The sequence below is a fragment of the Nocardiopsis prasina DSM 43845 genome, from assembly GCF_000341265.1.
GTDB classification, from domain to species: domain Bacteria; phylum Actinomycetota; class Actinomycetes; order Streptosporangiales; family Streptosporangiaceae; genus Nocardiopsis; species Nocardiopsis prasina.
On the sequence record NZ_ANAE01000161.1, the window covers coordinates 13,322 to 32,845 of the forward strand.

Genomic DNA, 19,524 nt, shown 5'->3' on the forward strand with positions numbered 1-19,524 from the left:
GCGCTGGTGGGACCTTGCCCGGCTGTTCGGCGCCTATTTACTGACCGATCGGTCTGTAATACTGTTCGCTCAGACCCCACACCGAGGAGAGGACCGTCACGTGTCCGAAGTACTGGAGAGCTACGCACAGGGATCGTGGTTCACCCCCGCGGACGAGGGTGCCCCGCTGGCCGACGCGAACACCGGCGAGACCGTCGCGCGGATCTCGAAGCAGGGCCCCGACGTCGCCGCGATGGTCGAGTACGCACGTGAGGTCGGCGGCCCTGCGCTGCGCCAGCTCACCTTCCACCAGCGGGCGAACATCCTCAAGGAGATCGCCAAGCACCTGATGGGGTACAAGGACGAGTTCTACGCCCTCTCGCACCGCACCGGCGCCACCAAGCGCGACACCGTGGTCGACGTGGACGGCGGCTTCGGCACGCTCTTCAGCTTCTCCAGCAAGGGCCGCCGCGAACTCCCCAACTCGACGGTCATCCTGGACGGTCCCCTCGAACCGCTGGGCAAGGGCGGCACGTTCGTCGCCCAGCACGTGTACACCTCGCGCCCGGGCGTGGCCGTGCAGATCAACGCCTTCAACTTCCCGGTCTGGGGCATGCTGGAGAAGCTCGCCCCGGCCTTCCTCGCGGGTCTTCCGAGCATCGTCAAGCCCGCGGGCCAGACCTCGTACCTGACCGTCGCGGTCGTGAGGCGCATGGTGGAGTCGGGCCTGCTGCCCGAGGGCTCCCTCCAGTTGCTGGTGGGCAGCCACCGGGGCCTGCTCGACAACCTGGGACCGCAGGACATCGTGGGCTTCACCGGTTCCGCCGCCACCGGGGCCCTGCTCCGGGAGCACCCGAACGTCGTCCGTGGCGGTGTGCAGCTGAACGTCGAGGCCGACTCGCTGAACTGCTCGATCCTCGGCCCCGACGTGGGTGTGGCGGACCCCGAGTTCGATCTGTACGTCAAGCAGGTCGTGGCGGAGATGACCGTCAAGGCGGGCCAGAAGTGCACCGCCATCCGCCGGGTGATCGTGCCCACGGCGATGGCCGAGGCGGTCACCGAGGCCCTGACGGACCGCCTGTCGAAGGTCGTGGTGGGCGCCGCCGACCACCCCGACTCCCGGATGGGCGCCCTGGTCTCCCTGGACCAGCGCGAGGAGGTCCGCAAGGCCGTCCGCACCCTGCGCACCTCCAGTGAGCTGGTGTTCGGCGACCCCGACCGAGTCGAGGTGACCGGCGCCGACGACGGCACGGGCGCGTTCATGTCGCCGATCCTGCTCCGTGCCGCCCCCGGCGCGAAGGAGCCGCACGACGTCGAGGCCTTCGGCCCCGTCAGCACGATCATCACCTACGACTCCGTGGCCGAGGCCGTGGAGCTGGCCGCCCGCGGCCAGGGCAGCCTGGTGGGTTCGCTGGTCACCCACGACGAGGATGTGGCCCGGGAGGTCGTCCTGGGCGTCGCACCCTGGCACGGCCGCCTCCTGGTGCTCGACCGGGACGACGCCAAGGAGTCCACCGGCCACGGTTCACCGATGCCGGTCCTGGTGCACGGCGGCCCCGGCCGCGCCGGCGGCGGCGAGGAGATGGGCGGTGTGCGCGGCGTCAAGCACCACATGCAGCGCACCGCCGTGCAGGGCTCCCCGGACATGCTCACCGCGATCACCGGCCACTGGACCACCGGTTCGCGCAGGGCCGTCGGCGAGGTGCACCCGTTCCGCAAGGACCTCGGCGAACTGCGGATCGGCGACACCATCGAGTCGGCGGAACGCAGGGTGACCCGCGCGGACATCGACCACTTCGCCGAGTTCACCGGTGACACCTTCTACGCGCACACCGACGAGGAGGCGGCCGCCGCCAACCCGTTGTTCGGCGGGATCGTGGCGCACGGCTACCTGGTGGTGTCGCTGGCCGCCGGGCTGTTCGTGGACCCGGCCCCGGGCCCGGTGCTCGCCAACTTCGGCGTGGACAACCTGCGCTTCCTCACTCCGGTGAAGGAGGACGCGGTGATCCGGGTGACGCTGACCGCGAAGCAGATCACCCCGCGCACGAACGCGGAGTACGGCGAGGTCCGGTGGGACGCGCTCGTCACCGACCAGGACGGCGAGCCCGTCGCCACCTACGACGTCCTGACCCTGGTGGCCAAGGGCGAGGAGTAGCCGCGTCCGGTTCGCGTGTCGATCCGTCGTCCTGTCGACAAACCGACAGGGCGACGGATCGATGTCCGCCCGACGGCCCGCGCCTCCCGCTCCCGTTCGCCGAGGCAATCGGTTCCCCGGAGCCCGCCCCACCGAGTCCGGACCCAAGGCATAACCCGTGTTTGTGTTCCCGAAGGACGTGTCTTCCTAGGGTGAGTGGGGTGTGCACGCCGAGTTTCCCGACACGGGTGGGGGCAACATGGGACGCATCACCGTCGACGCCGAGAACAGCGATCCGGTCGAGCTGTACTACGAGGACCAGGGGAGCGGCCAGCCGGTCGTCCTCATCCACGGGTACCCGCTCGACGGTCGGTCCTGGGAGCGGCAGACCGCGGTCCTCCTGGACTCCGGATACCGGGTGATCTCCTACGACCGCCGGGGGTTCGGGCAGTCGTCGCACCCCGCGGACGGGTACGACTACGACACCTTCGCCGCCGACCTCAGGACCGTGCTGGAGACACTCGACCTCCGGGACGCGGTGCTCGTCGGATTCTCCATGGGCACCGGAGAGGTCGCCCGCTACCTGGGGTCCTACGGCTCCGATCGGGTCAGCAAGGCGGTCTTCCTCGGATCGCTCCAGCCCTTCCTGCTCCAGACTGACGGCAATCCGGGCGGCGCCGCCCCGCGCGAGTTCTTCGAGGACATCGTCGCCCAGGTCCGGGCCGACCGCTACGCCTACTTCACCGGGTTCCTGGCGGACTTCTTCAACCTGGACGAGACGCTGGGCGACCGCATCAGCGACGAGGCCGTGCGCAACAGCTGGAACAGCGCCGCGAACTCCGGTCCGGTGGCCTCCGCCGCCTGCCCGATGACCTGGATCACCGACTTCCGCGAGGACGTGCCGAGGATCGCCGTGCCCACGCTGATCGTGCACGGCACCGGCGACCGCATCCTGCCGGTGGACGCGACGGGGCGCAGGTTCGCCGAGCTGCTGCCCTCGGCGGAGTACGTGGAGTTCGAGGGAGCACCGCACGGCCTACTGTGGACCCATGCTGAGGAGGTCAACGAGGTGTTGCTGCGATTCCTGGGCACCTGACGTGAGCGAACGTGACAGGAGTGTCCGCCCACGGCGCACCACCAGGCTGCGGGTGACCGAGGACTTCGCCGCGCCACCGGAGCGGGTGTTCGCGCTGATCCTCAGCGAGGAGGGGTTCGTGGACGCCATGCCCCCGGGCGTGGAGGTGCTGAGCTGGCCCGAGCGGTTCGGTGAGGGTGAGGTCCTGGACCTGCGCTGGGGCGCGGCCGGGGCCCACCCCGTGCGCTGGGTCGCCGTCGTCGACGCCTACGAGGAGGGCCGTTCCTTCAGCGACCTCCAGGTGCGCGGTCCGCTGCGGTACTGGCGGCACACCCACACGGTGGAGCCGTACGGCGAGGGCACACGCCACACCGATCTGGTGGAGTTCAGCACCGGCCTCGGTCCGGCCGGTGACCTGGCGGTCGCGATCGGCATCCGCGGGGCCTTCGGTCCGAGGCTGCGCCGCATGCACGCCGCCCTGGATCGGCGCGGTGCGTGCGGAGTCCCCGACGCCTGAGAATCGAGGGGATGGCGCGGAGGGCCGGGCAGCCGGGCGATTCGGCCCGTTGACACGGAGGCCGACCAACCCCGGGGGCGTGTTCGGTCAACGGGACAGGGAAGCGTCCCGGAGGTGCCGACTCCTCCGGGACGCTGGTCCTTCGCCCTACAGGCGGGCGATCGCCTTCGCCGGGCTCTCCATGGCGTCGGCGACGACGCGCATGAACCCGGCGGCCGCGCCGCCGTCACAGACCCGGTGGTCGAAGGCGAACGACAGCTGGGTGACGCTGCGGACCGTCAGTTCCCCGTCCACCACCCAGGGCCTGTCGATGATCCGGCCGAGGCCGAGGATCGCCACCTGCGGGTGGTTGATGATCGCCGCGCTTCCGTCCACGCGGAGCGCTCCGTAGTTGTTCAGCGTGAACGTGCCGCCGGTGAGCTGCGAGGGGGTCGCACGGCCCTCGCGGGCCAGCCTGGTGAGCTCCCTGATCTCGGTGTCCAGCTCGCCGGTGGTGAGCCTGTGTGCGCCCATCACCGCCGGAGCGACCAGGCCCCGGTCGGTCTGGACGGCCAGGCCGAGGTTGACGCCGTCGTACTGGACGAGTTCCTCGCGCTCGGTGTCCACGAGGCCGTTGAGCTCCGGGTACGCGCGCAGTCCCGCGAGGACGAACCTCGCCACGTAGGCGAGCAGGCCGGGGCCTTGGGGATCGGACTGACGCAGGCGCACCAGTTCGGTGGCGTCCACGTCGACCCACACGGTGGCCTCCGGGATCTCGGCGCGGCTGCGGGAGAGCGAGGCGGCCACCGCCCTGCGGAAGGTGCCCATGGGGACCCGCTGGGACTCGGTGAGGCCGGTGCGGGTGTCGACGGCTCCCGGGGCGACCGGCGCCGGGGCGGTGGCCGGATCGGCCTGGGAGGGGACCGCGACCGGGGCGGACGGGGCCGGAGCGGTGTTGGCACCGGCCGCCTCGATCGCGGAGCGTACGTCGCGGCGGGTGATCAGGCCACCCGGGCCGCTGCCCTCGACGTCGGCCACGCGCAGCCCGGCCTCGCGGGCCAGCTGCCGGACCAGCGGCGAGGTCACCAGTGGAACCCGGCGCGCCGGGGCCGCCTGGACGGGAGTCACCGAGGCCACCGGTGCGGGCGGCTGGGCGCCGCGCGCCGGGGGCCGGGGGCGCGGACGGCGTCGGCGACCGGTGCCGGTGGACTCGGGGGTGCCGTAGCCGATCAGAACGTTGCCCGAACCCGCCCGCTCCTCCTCGCGGTAGCGCTCACCGTCGGCGTCGGCGGTCACGGGCTCCGCGGCCGGAGCCCCGGCGTCCGGCGTCCCCGTGGCGGGGGCCGTCTCCGTCCGCACGCTGATCAGCGGCTTACCGACCGCCATGACCTCACCCTCCTGCCCGTGCAGGACGGAGACCGTCCCGGCGAAGGGCGAGGGCACCTCGACGATGGACTTCGCGGTCTCCACCTCGGCGACGGGCTGGTCGAGGGTGACGGTGTCGCCCACGGCGACCAGCCACTTCACCACCTCGGCCTCGGTGAGGCCCTCCCCGAGGTCGGGGAGGTCGAACGTGCGGGTCGTCACTGGTCCTCCCACTGAAGGTCGTCGACGGCGTCCAGGATCCGGTCCACGCCGGGCAGCTGGAAGCACTCCAGCTTGGGTGGGGGGAAGGGGATGTCGAAACCGGTCACCCGGCGGACCGGGGCGGCCAGGGAGTGGAAGCAGCGCTCGGTGACGCGGGCGACGATCTCCGAGGCGACGCTCGCGTACCCGCTGGCCTCGGCGACCACCACGGCACGACCGGTGGAGCGGACCGCCGCGCACACGGTCTCGTCGTCGAAGGGGACGACCGAGCGCACGTCCACGACCTGGAGGCTGCGGCCCTCCTGGGCGGCGGCGTCGGCGGCCTCCAACGCTGTGGACACGGAGGGCCCGTAGGCGATCAGGGTGGCGTCGGTACCCTCGCGGCGGACCACGGCCTGGCCGATCCCGGGTGCGGGCCGGTCGAAGTCGATCTCCTCCTTGGCCCAGTAGAGCTTCTTGGGCTCCATGAAGACCACGGGGTCGGGGGAGGAGATGGCCTCGCGCAGCAGGTAGTAGGCGTCCTCGGGGGTGGCCGGGGTGACGACCTTCAGGCCCGGGGTGTGCGCGTAGTACGCCTCGGAGGAGTCGCAGTGGTGCTCCACGCCGCCGATGCCGCCCGCGTAGGGGACGCGGATGACGATGGGCAGGCCGACTCGGCCCCGGGTGCGGTTGCGGGTCTTGGCGACGTGGCTGGCGATCTGCTCGAAGGCCGGGTAGGCGAAGGCGTCGAACTGCATCTCGACCACCGGACGCATGCCGTTCATCGCCATGCCCACGGCCATGCCGACGATCCCGGACTCCGCGAGCGGGGTGTCGAAGCAGCGGTCCTCGCCGAACTCGGCGGTCAGGCCGTCGGTGATGCGGAAGACGCCGCCGAGGGGGCCGACGTCCTCGCCGAAGACGTACACGGAGGGGTCCTCCGTGAGGGAGTCGCGCAGTGCCCGGTTGAGCGCCTGCGCCATGGAGAGCTTCTCGGTCGCCATGCTCAGTGGCCCTCTCTGCTCAGTTCGTCGGCCAGGAAGGCGGCCTGCTCGGTCAGCTGCGGGGTGGGGTCGGCGAAGACGTGCGCGAACAGGTCGGCGGGGTCGGGTTCCACGTCCTGGTTGACGCCCTCCCGCATGTGGCTGGCGACCCGCTCGGCGCTCTCGGCGATCTCCGCTTTCCGGGCCTTGGTGAGCACCCTCTTCTTCCTGAGGTAGGCCTCCATGCGCAGCAGCGGGTCGCGCGCCACCCAGGGGTCGACCTCGTCGTCGCTGCGGTAGCGGCTGGCGTCGTCGGCGTTGGTGTGCGCCTGCATCCGGTAGGTGTGCGCCTCGACCAGCTGCGGCCCCGCGCCGGAGCGGGCGGCCTCGACGGCGCGTTCCAGGACGGCGAGGACGGCGGCGGCGTCGTTGCCGTCCACGCGTTCGCCGTTGACGCCGTAGCCGACACCCTTGTGGGCGAGGGAGGGTGCGGCGCTCTGGCGGGCCAGGGGCACGGAGATCGCGTACTCGTTGTTCTGCACGAAGAACACGACCGGCGCCTTGAAGACGGCGGCGAAGTTCAGCGCCTCGTGGAAGTCGCCCTCACTGGTGGCGCCGTCGCCGCACAGCGCCATGACCACGGTGTCCTCGCCGCGTAGGCGGGCCGCGTGGGCGACACCGACGGCGTGCAGGAGCTGGGTGGCGAGCGGGGTGGCCTGGGGTGCGACGTGGTGGGCGTAGGGATCGTAGCCCGAGTGCCAGTCGCCCTTGAGGAGGGTGAGGACCTCGACGGGGTCCACGCCGCGCGCGATGACGGCGGCGGTGTCGCGGTAGGTCGGGAAGAGCCAGTCACCGTCGGCCAGCGCGAGCGCGGCGCCGGTCTGGCAGGCCTCCTGACCGTGGGAGGAGGGGTAGACGGCGAGGCGGCCCTGGCGGACGAGGGCACTGGCCTGGTCGTTGACGCGGCGGCCGATCACCAGGGAGGCGTAGGCCTCCAGGAGGCGCTTGGTGTCGGGCATCCGCAGGTCGGCGCCGTCGACCGGGGCTCCGGACTCGTCGAGCAGTTGGATCGGCTGCTCGGAGGGGAGTAGGCCCTGGTGTCCAGCCATGCTGCAACCTCCTGGTTCGCGGAAGACTCGCGGAAGATCTGTACAGGGACATGGTGCTGTTCACGGCCATCTGTTCGCTACAAACCGGGAGGAATCGAGAAAATGTCGCGAAAGTTCCCAAACTTCGTGCCACTCCGTCCAGGAATGTGACCCAGGACACCGACCCCGGTGGACATGTGGCCCACGCCTCAGGGCCTGGTGACCCTCACCGCGTGGGCGCCCCGGGCCATCGCCGGGGCTCCCCGGCGTCGTTAGCATGTAGCGGTGCCGCGATCGCCCTGACCTGCGATGCGCCGGGCGCACACCACACCAGCGGGAACTCCAGGGGGAACCAGACTGTGAGCGACGAGCGCGAGAACCTGAGCTACGAGCTCTTCGGCACCGCGATGCGTGAGATGGCCCAGGCGATCGCCGACGACGGATACGAGCCGGACATCATCCTGTCCATCGCCCGGGGCGGTCTGTTCGTCGCCGGAGGGCTCGGGTACGCCCTCGACGTCAAGAACCTGCACGTCATGAACGTGGAGTTCTACACGGGTGTGGGCACCACCCTGGACATGCCGGTCATGCTGCCGCCGGTGCCCAACGTGGTCGACCTGAGCAAGAAGAAGGTCCTGGTCGCGGACGACGTCGCCGACACCGGCAGAACGCTCAAGCTGGTCCACGACTTCTGCGCCGAGCACACCGCCGAGGTGCGCAGCGCGGTCATCTACGAGAAGCCGCAGTCCCTGGTCAAGTGCGAGTACGTGTGGAAGCACACCGACCGCTGGATCAACTTCCCGTGGTCGGTGGAGCCGCCCGTGGTGCGGCGCGAGAACCAGGTCCGCGACGCCTGAGCCCCGCTCGCGACCGCGTCGAAGTCGACGGCGCCCCCGTGCGAACCCACCTCCCGGACGGCCTCGCGCGGGGTGCTCGTCGTGCACGGAGCCCGTCGAGCCGCGGGGGCCGAGGGCGGCGCGGACCCGGGCCGCTGTTTCACGTGAAACAGGCGTCGCCGTAAGGACAGGACGACCTGTCGGCCTGTCGCCATGTTGACGTGTCGACACGAGCAGGGCCCGGCCCGCGGCGGGGAAGTTCGGCCGCGGGGGCTGACCGCCTCGGCCGGGAGTGCGGCGGGCGGGCAGCGGCAGCGACGAGGGTACAGCGGGTGGGCCCGAATGCTGGACCCGTCAGGCGTCACCCTCCGGTGGTTCGCTCCCCGCTTGCCGACTGCGAACCGGAGGTCGCCTCATCGAACGGTTCAGCGCCGACGGGGGCAGGCTCCGGGGTTCCGCGACCGGTCGGCCCGTAGGTCATCCGGCGCAGGAACGCCTCGGCCGGCCCTCGGAGCCCGAATCGGGCCAAAAGCGCGGCGACCGCCACGGTGACCACCCAGACCCCGGCGCCCAGCAGCACGGACTGGGCGTCGTCGAGGCGCGCGGCCAGGTTGAGCGTGTACGGCATGAACAGCGCGACCCAGGCCACGGACTGGAGCAGGTAGCAGGTCATGGAACGCTCACCGGTGGCCGCGAGCGCCCGCACGATCGGCCCACGACGGTCACCGATGGCCACCGCCACCAGCGCGATCAGCGCCGCGTAGCCGAAGCCGCCGGCGTACCCGGACAGGACGTGAAGCCACTTCACTCCGACGTGGAGGACGATCTCGGGCGCCCAGACCCGGATCAGCACCAGCGTCTGCGGGACTGCACCGAGCACGGACAGCGGGATGCCGATCATCGCGACCCGCCGCAGGAACGGGAGGTGCCTCTCGGGCTCCTCCAGGAGCCGGTAACGGGCCGCCCAGACGCCCACGGTGAAGGGGAACACCGAGATGAGCACCAACATCACTGTGAGGACCGGCCAGGCCCCGAGCCGCATGAACAGGTCCACGAGCGGAGTGACCTCCACGGCGACACTCTGCTGAGCACCGGAGACCGAGAGCAGGGTCTCGGCGGCCGAGTACACCAGGCTGCCGATGGACATCCAGACGAGACCGTGGGCGAGAAGGCGGCGGTCGCCCAGCTGGAGCAGCCCGGCGAAGAGCAGGGCGATGAGCCCGTACACCGCGATGATGTCGCCGTGGAAGATCAGCGCGGTGTGCAGCAGCCCGATGACGACCATCCACCGCCCGCGTCTGCGCAGCAGGGAGCGCACCCAGGGCCACTGCCGCCCCTCGGCGGTGCGGCGGAGGTGGATCCGCGCGACGCCGTAACCGAACAGCGCCGCGAACATCGGGTAACCGCGGGACTCGGCGAAGAGGGTCATGAAGCCGGTGACCGCGACGTCCAGGGATCCGGCCAGACTGAAGGCCTCGCCTCCCGTGGCGATCTGCCGGAACATGTGGGCGTGCACCGTGGCGATGACCAGGAGCATGAAGCCCCTGGCGAGGTCGGGGGCGAGCGAACGCGGGCCGGGAGAGGCACCCGCAGGGGAGGGCCGTGACGGACGAGGAGTGAGTGGCACCGGTGACTCCAGTTCTCGTGCTCCATTATTGGATACGATGGCGTATCTAGAAATATAAGATACAGACCCGTGTCTTACGAACGGTTGAACATGACTGACCAGAAGCGGCCAGCCGCCAGGGCCACCCGCAGGCGCGGGCAGGAACTCGTCGACGCCATCCACCGGGCCGTGATCGCCGAGGCAGCCGAGAACGGCGTGTCCGGCCTGAGTATGGAGGGGATCGCCCGTCGCGCCGAGACCGCCAAGACCTCGCTCTACCGCCGCTGGGGCTCCCCGGAGGACATCCTGGTGGAGGCCGTCCTGCGCCACTTTCCGCAGGAGACTCCGACCCCGGAGGCGGACAACCTGCGAGGGGACCTCGTCCGGTCACTGGAACTCTTCCGCGACCTCATGAGCGAGGCGACGCTGGGACGTGCGCTCATGGCCGTGTTCGCCGAGGGCCTGCACCGCCCGGAACTCCTCCAGCGCATGGTGACGGAGGTGTACGAACCGCGCGGCGGGCGCTTCACCAGGACCGTGCTGGAGCACTACGCCGATCGGGGGGAGGTGGACCCGGCCCGGATCACCGACGTCACGACCGACATCGGTGAGGCCATGATGATCAAGTACTGCGCGGACCACCCCGGCGAGGTTCCGTCGTCGGACTACTTGGCGAGGATCGTCGACGAGGTCATCCTGCCCGCGGTCGGCTGGGCCCCGGAACGGTAGCCCGAGAAGTGTCTCCCGGGACCGGTGTCCCGGGAACGGACCCAGGGGCCCGAGCCGAGGACCCGGGCGCGATCGGCCCCTCCTTCGCCGAGCCGAACACCGGATCGTGCTCCAGCCAGTGGTCAGGGCACCAGCCGCACCGCACCGCGCGGCGGGTCCTCGTCCGCGAGCGGAACTGGGGCGGCGTCCGGCCCCGACCGGTGGCCGGAGCGAATCGCGCGAGGGGAGAGGGCGCGCGTCACCAGGTCGAGGTGAACTCCCCGGCCTCGCGCTGCCACGCGGGGCCGCAACAGCGGCGGCCCGCCCGGGGTTGGCTGTCCGATCCTCATCGGCGCGGCGAGAGGCAGTCTGGTGGCAACGCGAGGGAACCGCGCCGCAGGCGTCCGTTGAGGGTGGTGGCGGGAGACGGGTGGGCGGATTGATCCACAAAACGACCTAGCGGTCGACCAGACGGGAGAGCTCCACCCGGGAGCGGATGCCGAGCTTGCTGTAGATGTTGCGCAGGTGGTGGTCCACCGTGCGGGTGCTCAGGAAGAGCCGCGCCGCGACCTCCCGGTTGGTGGCCCCGTCCGCCACGTGACGAGCGATCCGCAACTGCTGCGGACTGAGCAGGTCCACCCCGCCGACCTCGCGCGCCGCCGTGCTGCCCCGCGCGGCGCGGAGTTCCTCCCGGGCCTGCCGCGCCCACGGCCGGGCGCCCAGCCGGTCGAAGACCTCCATCGCCGTGTGCAGGTGCTCGCGGGCCCGTCCCGGGTGACGGGAGCGGCGCAGGTGCCCGCCGTACAGCAGCCGCGTCCGGGCCTCCTCGAAGTCGCAGTAGCCGGAGGAGTGCAGGTCCAAAGCGCTCTCGAAGTACCCGTTCGCCTCGTCGCCCTCCCTCAGCAGTCCACGGCAGCGCATCACCTGGGCCCGCGCGGTGTCCTGGCCGGTGGCCTCCGCCCAGCTGCCGAAGGTCTCCACCGCCTCGCTCACACGCACCGCGACTCCGCCGCGCACCGACGCCTCCACCAGGTGCGGGGTGATCAGCAGCCGCACCGCCGCGTGGCCGCTGCCGGGGCCGGACCGGGCCAGGGCTCGCAGCCGCATCGCCGCCTCCGAGGTGCGCCCGGAACCGAGGTCGAGCAGGGCCAGCGCCCAGGCCGCCAGCCCGGCGGGCAGCCCCACGTCGTGTTCCCCGGCCAGGGCCAGGGCGGTCCCCGCGTGCTCCCGGCACGCGTCCTCGTCCCCCCTGATCGCGGCGACGAAGGCGAGCGCGCCCCGGTGGTGGCTCGCGCAGTTGTCCTGCCCGGACCCCAGCGAGGCACGCAGCCCCTCGGCGGCACTCCCCTCCGCCAGGGAGAGGCGGCCGAACCACATCTCCGCGTAGGTCAGGAACTCCAGGGCCTGGGGGACCAGCGTGAGCGCCCCGGTTCGGCGGGCCACCGACGCCGCCCGTCCGGCCAGGTCACGCGTGCGTACGTGGTCGCCACGGAGCAGCCCCGCGATCGCGCCCAGGACGAGTGCCTGGGGGTCCCCGATCCGGTCGGCGGTCTCCACGGCCCTCTCCAAGAGCGCGACGCCCTCACGGTGGCGCCCCTGGAACATGGCGGCCTTGCCGGTCATGTAGTCGAGGACCAACCTGTTCCAGGGCTGGTCGGTGCCCTCCTGCCCGACGGGTTCCCCGGGAGCCGTCTGCTCCATGAGGTCACGGGCCCGTCGGGCGGTCGCGAAGAAACGCTCGTGGTCACCGGTCAGGCAGCTGGCCTCACCCGCCTGGAGCAGGACCCGCAGCGCCGCACCGGGGTCGCTCGGCGCCAGGCGGTCCGCGGTGGACCCGAGGCGCTGGAAGGCGTCGATGGCGACGCCCGAGCGCAGATCCATCTCGGCCCGCAGCAGGTCGGCGCGGACCTGGACGGTGTGGCCGCCGCCGGGGCCGCCGGTGCCTCCGGTGCCGCCTGGGCCCGTGGCGCCCCGGGCCGGACTCACCCGCGCGAGAACCCGCCTGGCCCGGTCCGGATCACCCGAGAGCCACGCGGAGCGGGCGGCGTCGGTCAGGCGCAGCCCCCGGAGGTCGGGGTCGGGGGTCAGCCGGGCGGCGTGTTCGTGGAGGAGGGAGGCGGGCGCGTGTCCGCCCTGGTCGACGGTGCGGCGGGCCTCCTCGTGGAGGGCGGCGGCGACGCGTTCGTCGGGGGTGCCTCCGGCCAGGGCCCGGTGCCGGATCGCACGGCCGGTGTCCCCGGCAGCCTCGTGGGCGCGGGCCAGGTCCAGGTGGGCGGAGCGCCGCTGGGCGGGAGAGGCGTGGTGGTAGGCGGCGGAGCGGGCCAGCGGGTGGGTGAGCCCCGTCCGCGCCCCGGTGTCGGCGACCAGCCCGGTGCGGCGGGCGGGTTCGAACGGGTCGGCGTCGGAACCGTCGGGATCCGGGGCGTGGGGATCGGCGGCGGCCCGCACGAGGGCGAGCCGGGTGGCCCGGGGGAGTCGGGCGAGGTCCGTGGCGAAGGCGTCGGTGAGCTCGCCCCGGGAACGCGGCGGTTGGTCCAGGGCGGCTGCCCCGGAGCGCTGTTCGGAATCGGTCCCCTCCAGCAGTTCCATGGCGGCACGGGGGTTGCCCTCCGCGGCCTCGGCGAGGGTCACCGCGACGGGCACCGCCAGCCCCTCCGTGTCCCGGTCCCCGCAGGCATCGGAGAGCAGGTCCAGGACCGCCTCCTCGGGCAGGGGGCGCAGCCGGAGCACGGGGATCCCGGTGAGCCGGTGGGGGTCGCCGTCCCTGGCGCTGAGCAGGACCGCCGCACCGTCGTGGGTGAGGCGGCGCGCGACGAAGGCCACGGTCTCCCGTGAGGGCGGGTCGAGCAGGTGGAAGTCGTCCACGCAGAGCAGGAGCGGGCTCCGCGCGGCCACCTCGGCGACCAGCCCGAGAGCAGCGTTGGCCAGCGGGAAGGCCTCTCCCGGGTCGCCGGTGTCCAGGGCCCGGGTGAGCGTTTCTCGTTGGGCTCGGGGGAGGTGCGGGAGGAGGGGGAGCGCGGGGCGCAGGAGCTGGTGCAGACCGGCCAGGGGTAGGCGGCCCTCGCCAGGGGCGGCGCGGGCGCGCAGCACGGTGAAGCCGTGCGCCTCCCCTTCGGCGCGTTCCAGTAAGGCGGTTCGGCCCACACCGGCGGCACCCGTCACGAGCAGGCCGCCGCCGCGTCCCGAGCGGGCGGTGTCGAGCAGGCGTCGGACGGTGAGCAGTTCGTGGTCGCGCCCTCGGAGGGGCGTCGGGCGTGTGAGCGGGTTCACGCTGATCACCCCCTCAAGTTACTCGTCGGTTAAGTCCGAGTAAAGGGACTGGCGATTCAGCCGATGCGCACCCTGTGACCGGAGGCACACAATCGGGGTCCCCGCTTCCCCCACCCTCGGAGACCACATGAGACGCCTGACCGCCCTCCTTTGCGGGCTCGTCCTCGCCCTCACCGCGGCCCTCCAGGCCGCCCCCGCCACCGCGAACACCCACACCCCGGTCGTCTTCGTCCACGGGTTCATGGGCAAGGGCGGCCAGTGGGACGACATGCGCGCCGCCCTCGTCGACTCCGGTTACCCCGAGGACCGCCTGCACGTCTTCTCCTACGACTGGGCCCGGTCCAACACCACCATCGCCGGGCAGCTCGCCGACCACGTCGAGGGCGTACGCTCCCAGCACGGGGCGGACCGCGTGCACCTGGTCACCCACTCCATGGGCGGTCTGTCCTCGCGCTACTTCATCAAGAACCTGGGCGGCACGGACGCCGTCGACCAGTGGATCTCCATCGGCGGTCCCAACAACGGGACCAACATCGCCAACCTCTGCCCGTCGCCCATCACGCCCTGCGAGGAGATGCGGCACGGGTCGAACTTCCTGAACGGCCTCAACGGCGGCGACCCGACACCCGGGCCGGTCCGGTACACGACCCTGCGCTCCCCCTGCGACATCGTCATCTCGCCCACGGACAGCACGTCGCTGCCCGGCGCCGACAATATCCAGGTGGGATGCGTCGAGCACGTCTCGATGATGTGGAACGGCGAGGTCATCGACCACGTGCGCGGCATCGTCAGCTGACCCGCTTCCAGCTGAGGGCGCCGTGTCGCCCTGTCGCCCTGTCGCCGTGTCGACAAGGGGACAGGGCGACAGAAAGGCGGGGTGGCGGTCGAACCGCCGCCCCGCCCGCGCGTGCGCGCCCGCCGCTTCTACTTGGCGGCGGGGGCCTGGTCGCTGTCGTCGACGTGCAGGTCGACGCCCTGGATGCTCTTCGGCACCAGGGAGACCGCGACGAAGGAGATCACCGACAGGCCGATGATGTAGACGCCGATGGTCCACGAGGCCCCGAAGGAGGTCAGCAGCATCTCCGCGATCATGGCGGCGAAGGCACCTCCGAGGATCGCGCCCAGGGCGTAGCCGATGGACACGCCCGAGTAGCGGACCTCGGCCGGGAACATCTCCGCGTACAGCGCCGACTGGGGACCGTAGCTCAGTCCGAAGGTCAGCGTGAAGATGAAGACGCCCAGAAAGTACATGAGGATGTTGCCGGTGTCCACCATGAACCACATCGGGACCGCCCACGCGGCGAGCAGGACGTAGCCGATCTGGAAGGTGCGCACACGGCCGATCCGGTCGCAGATCCACCCGCCGTACAGGGTGGAGATCAGCCAGCCGAAGGATGCCAGCGCGGTGGCGAGCAGGACCGGACCCCGGTCCATGCCCAGGCCCATCTCCTCCACCGGACGCGACGCGTAGGTGGCCAGGAAGGCGATCACCAGGTAGCCGGCGGCGTTGTTGGCGACGAAGATCAGCGCGGAGAGCACGACCTCCCTGGTGTTCTTCCGGAACAGCTGGCCGAGCGGCGCGGAGGACTTGGCGCGGCGCGTCTGCATCACCTTGAAGACCGGGGACTCCTCCACGGTCTTGCGAATGAGGTGGCCGATGATGATCAGCAGGAAGGACAGCAGGAACGGGATGCGCCAGCCCCACTCGAGGAAGGCGTCCGGGCCGATGGCCGTGGTGATGCCCCACAGGACCAGGGTCGCCAGGATCATGCCGCAGGGGACGCCGATCTGCGGGTAGGCGCCGAAGAAGCCGCGCTTGTTGGCCGGCGCGTGTTCCACGGACATCAGGGCGGCGCCGCCCCATTCGCCTCCGGCGGAGAAGCCCTGCGCGATGCGCAGCAGGATCAGCAGGATCGGCGCTGCCATGCCGATCTGCGCGTAGGTGGGCAGCAGGCCGATCGCACAGGTGGCGACACCCATCATGACGAGGGTGAACACCAGGATCTTCTTACGACCGAAACGGTCTCCGAGGTGCCCGGCGACGATCGCGCCCAGGGGACGGAAGAGGAAGGAGATACCGATGGTCGCGAAGGAGAGCACCTGCGCCACGGCCGGGTTGGCGTCGGCCAGCGGCGCCATGAAGAGGGGTGCCAGCACCAGGCCCGCTGCCTGAGCGTAGATGAAGAAGTCGTACCACTCGATGGTGGTCCCGACCATGGTCCCCGCGAGGACCTTGCGCTTCTCCTTGGGATCGAGGGTTCCACCGGGTCCTGGGACCGTGGCGTCGGAAGTCGCCATTGCTGCTCCGTAGGTTCTCTACCGGCCGGGGGGCCGAGTTCTCTTTCGGGCCCTGGTCGCCGGACATCCCTGACCGAACACGGAAGCGGCGGATACCGGGACAGACCATGAGCTCCAGCACACCATGCCATGTGATGCAGTGCACTTTCTACATCGGGCCCTGCTTTTCCCAGCTAGATGCATCTGTCCTTACCGAACGGTCGGTTGGGAACACCTTCTGACAAGGGAGCCTGGCAGCACGCGACCACCCGGTCACGAACCAAAGAAGTTTCCACGCCGTCCGCCTGGTGAGACGTGTCGCCCCGTCGACACGTCGTCATGTCGACCCTGGTCCTCCGGGGCCCGCCGCGACGACCTCCTCGACCTCGGCCCGCGCGGTCACCTCGGGGAACTGGTGGAGCCACCAGGTCGCGCCCGCCTCCGAGTAGGGCGCGGGGTCCGTGCCGGGCGGCCCGCCCACCGCCACCTCGAACCCGCGCAGGTCACCCCGGTGCTCGGCGATGACGGACAGCATCTCCGCGAGGTCCTCCGGTGAACCCTCCGGGCACAGCCCCTGGAACCGGGCCGCGCGCCGCAGCGGAGCACCCCTGGTGGACTGCGCGGCCACCCACACGGGGAGCCCCTCCGCCCGCGAGGGGGTGGGCAGAAAGCGCAGACCGTCCACCCGGTAGTGCTCGCCCTCGTGGTGGACGACGTCGCCACTCCAGAGCCGTTCCAGCAGGTCGAGTCCCTCGTCGAGCATCCCGGCCCGGGCCCTGGGCGCCGTGGTCTCGCCGAGCCTGCCGAGTTCCCCGCCGTTGTCCCCGCCCAGACCCACGCCGAGGACGAACCGTCCCCCGCTGAGCTGGTCCAGGGCGACGGCCTGCCGGGCCACCACCTGCGGCCTGCGCCGGGACAGCGGTGTGACCCGGGTGCCCAGGACGATCCGCTCGGTCGCCACCGCCATGGCGGCCAGGGCGATCCAGGGGTCGCAGACCGGCAGTGTGGGCCGGAGCGGACGCACGACGTGGTCCCAGAGGAAGACGCCGTCGAAACCGGCCAGCTCGGCACGGGCCGCGAGATCGGCCAGCACACGGGGATCGGCGAGCTCCCCGAACGGCGGCAGGTAGAGGGCGCCACGCATCACAGCAGCTCCTTCAGGTAGACCCCGGTCCGGCTGTCCGGCACCGACGCGATCCGCTCGGGGGAGCCCTGGGCGACGATCCGGCCGCCCTCCGAGCCCCCGCCGGGGCCGAGGCCGACGACGTGGTCGGCGGTGGCCACGACCCGCATGTCGTGCTCGGCCGCCACCACCGTGGCCCCTGCCGCGACCAGGTCCCGCAGGCGGCCCATGAGGACGTCGGTGTCGTGGGGGTGCAGGCCCGTGGTGGGTTCGTCGAGCAGGTACACGGTGTCCGCCACCCGGCGACGCTGGAGCTCGGTGGCGAGCTTGATCCGCTGCGCCTCGCCGCCGGACAGTTCGGTGGCGGGCTGGCCCAGGCGCAGGTATCCCAACCCCACCCCGGCCAGGGTGTCCAGGGCCCGGCGCACCGAGGGTTCCTCAGTGAAGAACCCCGCGGCCTCCTCCACCGACATGGCGAGCACCTCCGCGACGGTGAGCCCCCGGTACCGCACCCGCAGGGTGTCGTCGTTGTAGCGGGAGCCGCCGCAGGTCGGGCAGGGCGCGTAGGTGGTGGGCAGGAACAGCAGCTCGACCGACACGAACCCCTCACCCTCGCAGGTCGCGCAGCGGCCCTCCACCACGTTGAAGGAGAACCGGCCGGGACCGTAGCCGTACGCGCGGGCGTCGTCGGTCGCGGCGAACAGCTTGCGGACGGTGTCGAAGAGCCCGGTGTAGGTGGCCAGGTTGGAGCGCGGTGTCCGCCCGATGGGCTGTTGGCTGACCCACACCACGCGTCCGCGTTCGGCTGCTTCATCGGCGATCCGGCCCAGCAGCGTGGACTTACCGGAGCCGGACACCCCGGTGACGGTGGTGAACACCCCGAGGGGAACGTCCACGTCAAACCCCCGCAGGTTGTTGCCGGTGACCCCGCGCAGCTCCAGTCGGCCGCGCACCTCGTGCGGTCGGGTTTCGGGCAGGGCGCGGTGGAACAGGTAGCGGCGGGTCACCGACTCCGGGACGTCGCGCAGCCCGGCCACCGGCCCGCTGTACAGGACCCGCCCGCCATGCTCACCCGCGTCCGGGCCGACGTCCACGATCCAGTCCGCGCCCCGCACGATGTCGAGGTCGTGCTCGACGATGCACACGGTGTTGCCGCCGTCGCGCAGTCTTCGGAGGATGCCGGTGAGCGCCTCGCAGTCGGCCGGGTGCAGCCCCGCCGAGGGTTCGTCCAGCACGTAGACCACGCCGAACAGGCCCGTGCCGAGCTGGGTGGCCAGCCTGATCCTCTGGAACTCGCCGGTGGACAGGGTCGGCGCCGGCCGGTCCACGCTGAGGTAGCCCAGGCCCAGCTCCTCCAGGACCTCCACCCGACCGGCGATCTCACCGGCCAGGGTCGCGGCGGCCCCGGTCCCCTCCCGCCAGGGGCGCAGAAGGTCGGAGAGTTCGGCCAGGGGCAGCGCCGCCAGCTCGGTGATGGTGTGTCCGGCGAAGGTGACCCGGAGGGCCTCCTGCCGCAGCCGACGCCCGTCGCACTCCGGGCAGGTGCGGTTCACCATGAACTCCGCCGCTTTGCGCCTCCTGGTCTCGCTGGCGGAGGAGGCGTAGGCCTTGAGCACCAGTCTGCGCGCGCTGCTGTACCTGCCCTGGTAGGGGCGGTGGACCCGGCCCGCCTCCCGGACGGGGTGGACGGTCACCACGGGCTGTTCGTCGGTGAAGAGGATCCAGTCGCGCTCGCTCTGGGGCAGTTCCCGCCAGGGGCGGTGGATGTCGTACCCGAGGGTGTCGAGGATGTCGCGCAGGTTCTTGCCCTGCCAGGCCCCGGGCCAGGAGGCGACGGCCCCTCCGGCGATGCTCAGAGAGGGGTCCGGGACCATCGACTCCTCAGTGACCTCGTGTTCGATCCCCTCGCCGTGGCACACCGGGCAGGCGCCGACCACGGTGTTGGGGGAGAAGGAGTCCGAGTCCAGGCGCTCCGCGCCGGGCGGATAGGTCCCCGCGCGGGACAGGAGCATGCGCAGAGTATTGGAGACCGTGGTCAGGGTGCCCACCGTGGAGCGCACGGACGGCGCGGTCCTCGGTTGGGCGAGCGCCACGGCGGGCGGCATGCCGGTGATGTCGTCCACTTCCGGCGCCGGGAGCTGCTGGAGGAGGCGGCGGGCGTACGGCGCGACCGACTCCAGGTACCGGTGCTGGGACTCGGCGTAGAGGGTCCCGAAGGCCAGTGAGGACTTCCCGGAACCCGAGACGCCGGTGAAGGCGACCAGGGCGTCACGGGGCAGCTCCGTGTCCACGTTCCTCAGGTTGTGGATGCGGGCGCCGCGGACCCGGATGCGGTCGTCGAACTCTGTCATGTCCCCAGATGTACCCGCTCGGGCCCGTCACC

At 71.6% G+C, this 19,524-nt stretch carries 14 protein-coding genes; 6 read left to right on the plus strand and 8 right to left on the minus strand.

The window, feature by feature from the left end; translation table 11 throughout:
- Nucleotides 1-100 precede the first annotated feature (100 nt).
- From paaZ to D452_RS28635, 3 genes are all read left to right on the plus strand, one after another.
- Entirely contained in the window at nt 101-2,134 is a 2,034-nt protein-coding gene (paaZ, locus tag D452_RS0118680) for a phenylacetic acid degradation bifunctional protein PaaZ (RefSeq protein ID WP_017545670.1), read from the plus strand.
- A gap of 238 nt (nt 2,135-2,372) precedes the next feature.
- Nucleotides 2,373-3,209 (plus strand): alpha/beta fold hydrolase, encoded by an 837-nt coding sequence (locus D452_RS0118685; protein ID WP_026129460.1) that lies wholly within the window; start codon nt 2,373-2,375, stop codon nt 3,207-3,209.
- 1 nt (nt 3,210) lies between these two features.
- The gene (locus D452_RS28635; RefSeq protein WP_040694264.1) at nt 3,211-3,705 is read left to right on the plus strand and encodes an SRPBCC family protein; all 495 of its coding nucleotides are present in this window, start codon (nt 3,211-3,213) and stop codon (nt 3,703-3,705) included.
- Nucleotides 3,706-3,852: 147 nt separating this feature from the next.
- On the opposite strand, the gene D452_RS0118695 is transcribed toward D452_RS28635, so the two are convergent.
- Genes D452_RS0118695 through pdhA form a run of 3 tightly spaced genes read right to left on the minus strand, consistent with a single transcriptional unit; the run spans nt 3,853 to nt 7,342 of the window.
- The gene (locus D452_RS0118695; RefSeq protein ID WP_017545673.1) at nt 3,853-5,271 is read right to left on the minus strand and encodes a dihydrolipoamide acetyltransferase family protein; all 1,419 of its coding nucleotides are present in this window, start codon (nt 5,269-5,271) and stop codon (nt 3,853-3,855) included.
- Entirely contained in the window at nt 5,268-6,254 is a 987-nt protein-coding gene (locus D452_RS0118700; protein ID WP_017545674.1) for an alpha-ketoacid dehydrogenase subunit beta, read from the minus strand. Before D452_RS0118700 ends, D452_RS0118695 begins: the two co-directional genes overlap by 4 nt.
- Before the next feature lie 2 nt (nt 6,255-6,256).
- On the minus strand, nt 6,257-7,342 hold the full coding sequence (pdhA, locus tag D452_RS0118705; protein ID WP_017545675.1) for a pyruvate dehydrogenase (acetyl-transferring) E1 component subunit alpha: 1,086 nt from the start codon (nt 7,340-7,342) through the stop codon (nt 6,257-6,259).
- Nucleotides 7,343-7,680: 338 nt separating this feature from the next.
- On the opposite strand from pdhA, the gene D452_RS0118710 reads away from it, so the two are divergent.
- Nucleotides 7,681-8,178, plus strand: coding sequence for a phosphoribosyltransferase (locus tag D452_RS0118710; RefSeq protein WP_017545676.1), 498 nt, complete (start codon nt 7,681-7,683; stop codon nt 8,176-8,178).
- A gap of 340 nt (nt 8,179-8,518) precedes the next feature.
- On the opposite strand, the gene D452_RS0118715 is transcribed toward D452_RS0118710, so the two are convergent.
- Nucleotides 8,519-9,784 (minus strand): DUF418 domain-containing protein, encoded by a 1,266-nt coding sequence (locus D452_RS0118715; protein ID WP_394297093.1) that lies wholly within the window; start codon nt 9,782-9,784, stop codon nt 8,519-8,521.
- A gap of 90 nt (nt 9,785-9,874) precedes the next feature.
- Between D452_RS0118715 and D452_RS30450 the strand changes: the two genes are divergently transcribed.
- A complete protein-coding gene (locus tag D452_RS30450) occupies nt 9,875-10,492 on the plus strand; it encodes a TetR/AcrR family transcriptional regulator (RefSeq protein ID WP_017545678.1) in 618 nt (205 codons plus the stop codon).
- Nucleotides 10,493-10,927: 435 nt separating this feature from the next.
- Here D452_RS30450 and D452_RS31760 read toward each other — a convergent pair whose 3' ends face one another.
- Nucleotides 10,928-13,750, minus strand: coding sequence for a LuxR C-terminal-related transcriptional regulator (locus tag D452_RS31760; RefSeq protein ID WP_017545679.1), 2,823 nt, complete (start codon nt 13,748-13,750; stop codon nt 10,928-10,930).
- A 118-nt stretch (nt 13,751-13,868) separates the two neighbouring features.
- On the opposite strand from D452_RS31760, the gene D452_RS0118730 reads away from it, so the two are divergent.
- A complete protein-coding gene (locus D452_RS0118730) occupies nt 13,869-14,537 on the plus strand; it encodes an esterase/lipase family protein (RefSeq protein ID WP_017545680.1) in 669 nt (222 codons plus the stop codon).
- 128 nt (nt 14,538-14,665) lie between these two features.
- Here the strand turns inward: D452_RS0118730 and D452_RS0118735 are convergent, their stop codons facing one another.
- The 3 genes from D452_RS0118735 to D452_RS0118745 form a co-directional block, all read right to left on the minus strand.
- Entirely contained in the window at nt 14,666-16,039 is a 1,374-nt protein-coding gene (locus D452_RS0118735; protein ID WP_017545681.1) for an MFS transporter, read from the minus strand.
- A 316-nt stretch (nt 16,040-16,355) separates the two neighbouring features.
- Nucleotides 16,356-17,162, minus strand: a complete 807-nt coding sequence (locus D452_RS0118740; RefSeq protein ID WP_017545682.1) for an LLM class flavin-dependent oxidoreductase — start codon at nt 17,160-17,162, stop codon at nt 16,356-16,358.
- Nucleotides 17,162-19,492: an ATP-binding cassette domain-containing protein gene (locus D452_RS0118745; RefSeq protein ID WP_017545683.1), complete on the minus strand. Its 2,331-nt coding sequence runs from the start codon at nt 19,490-19,492 to the stop codon at nt 17,162-17,164. The genes D452_RS0118740 and D452_RS0118745 overlap by 1 nt, the downstream gene beginning before the upstream one ends.
- Nucleotides 19,493-19,524 lie beyond the last annotated feature (32 nt).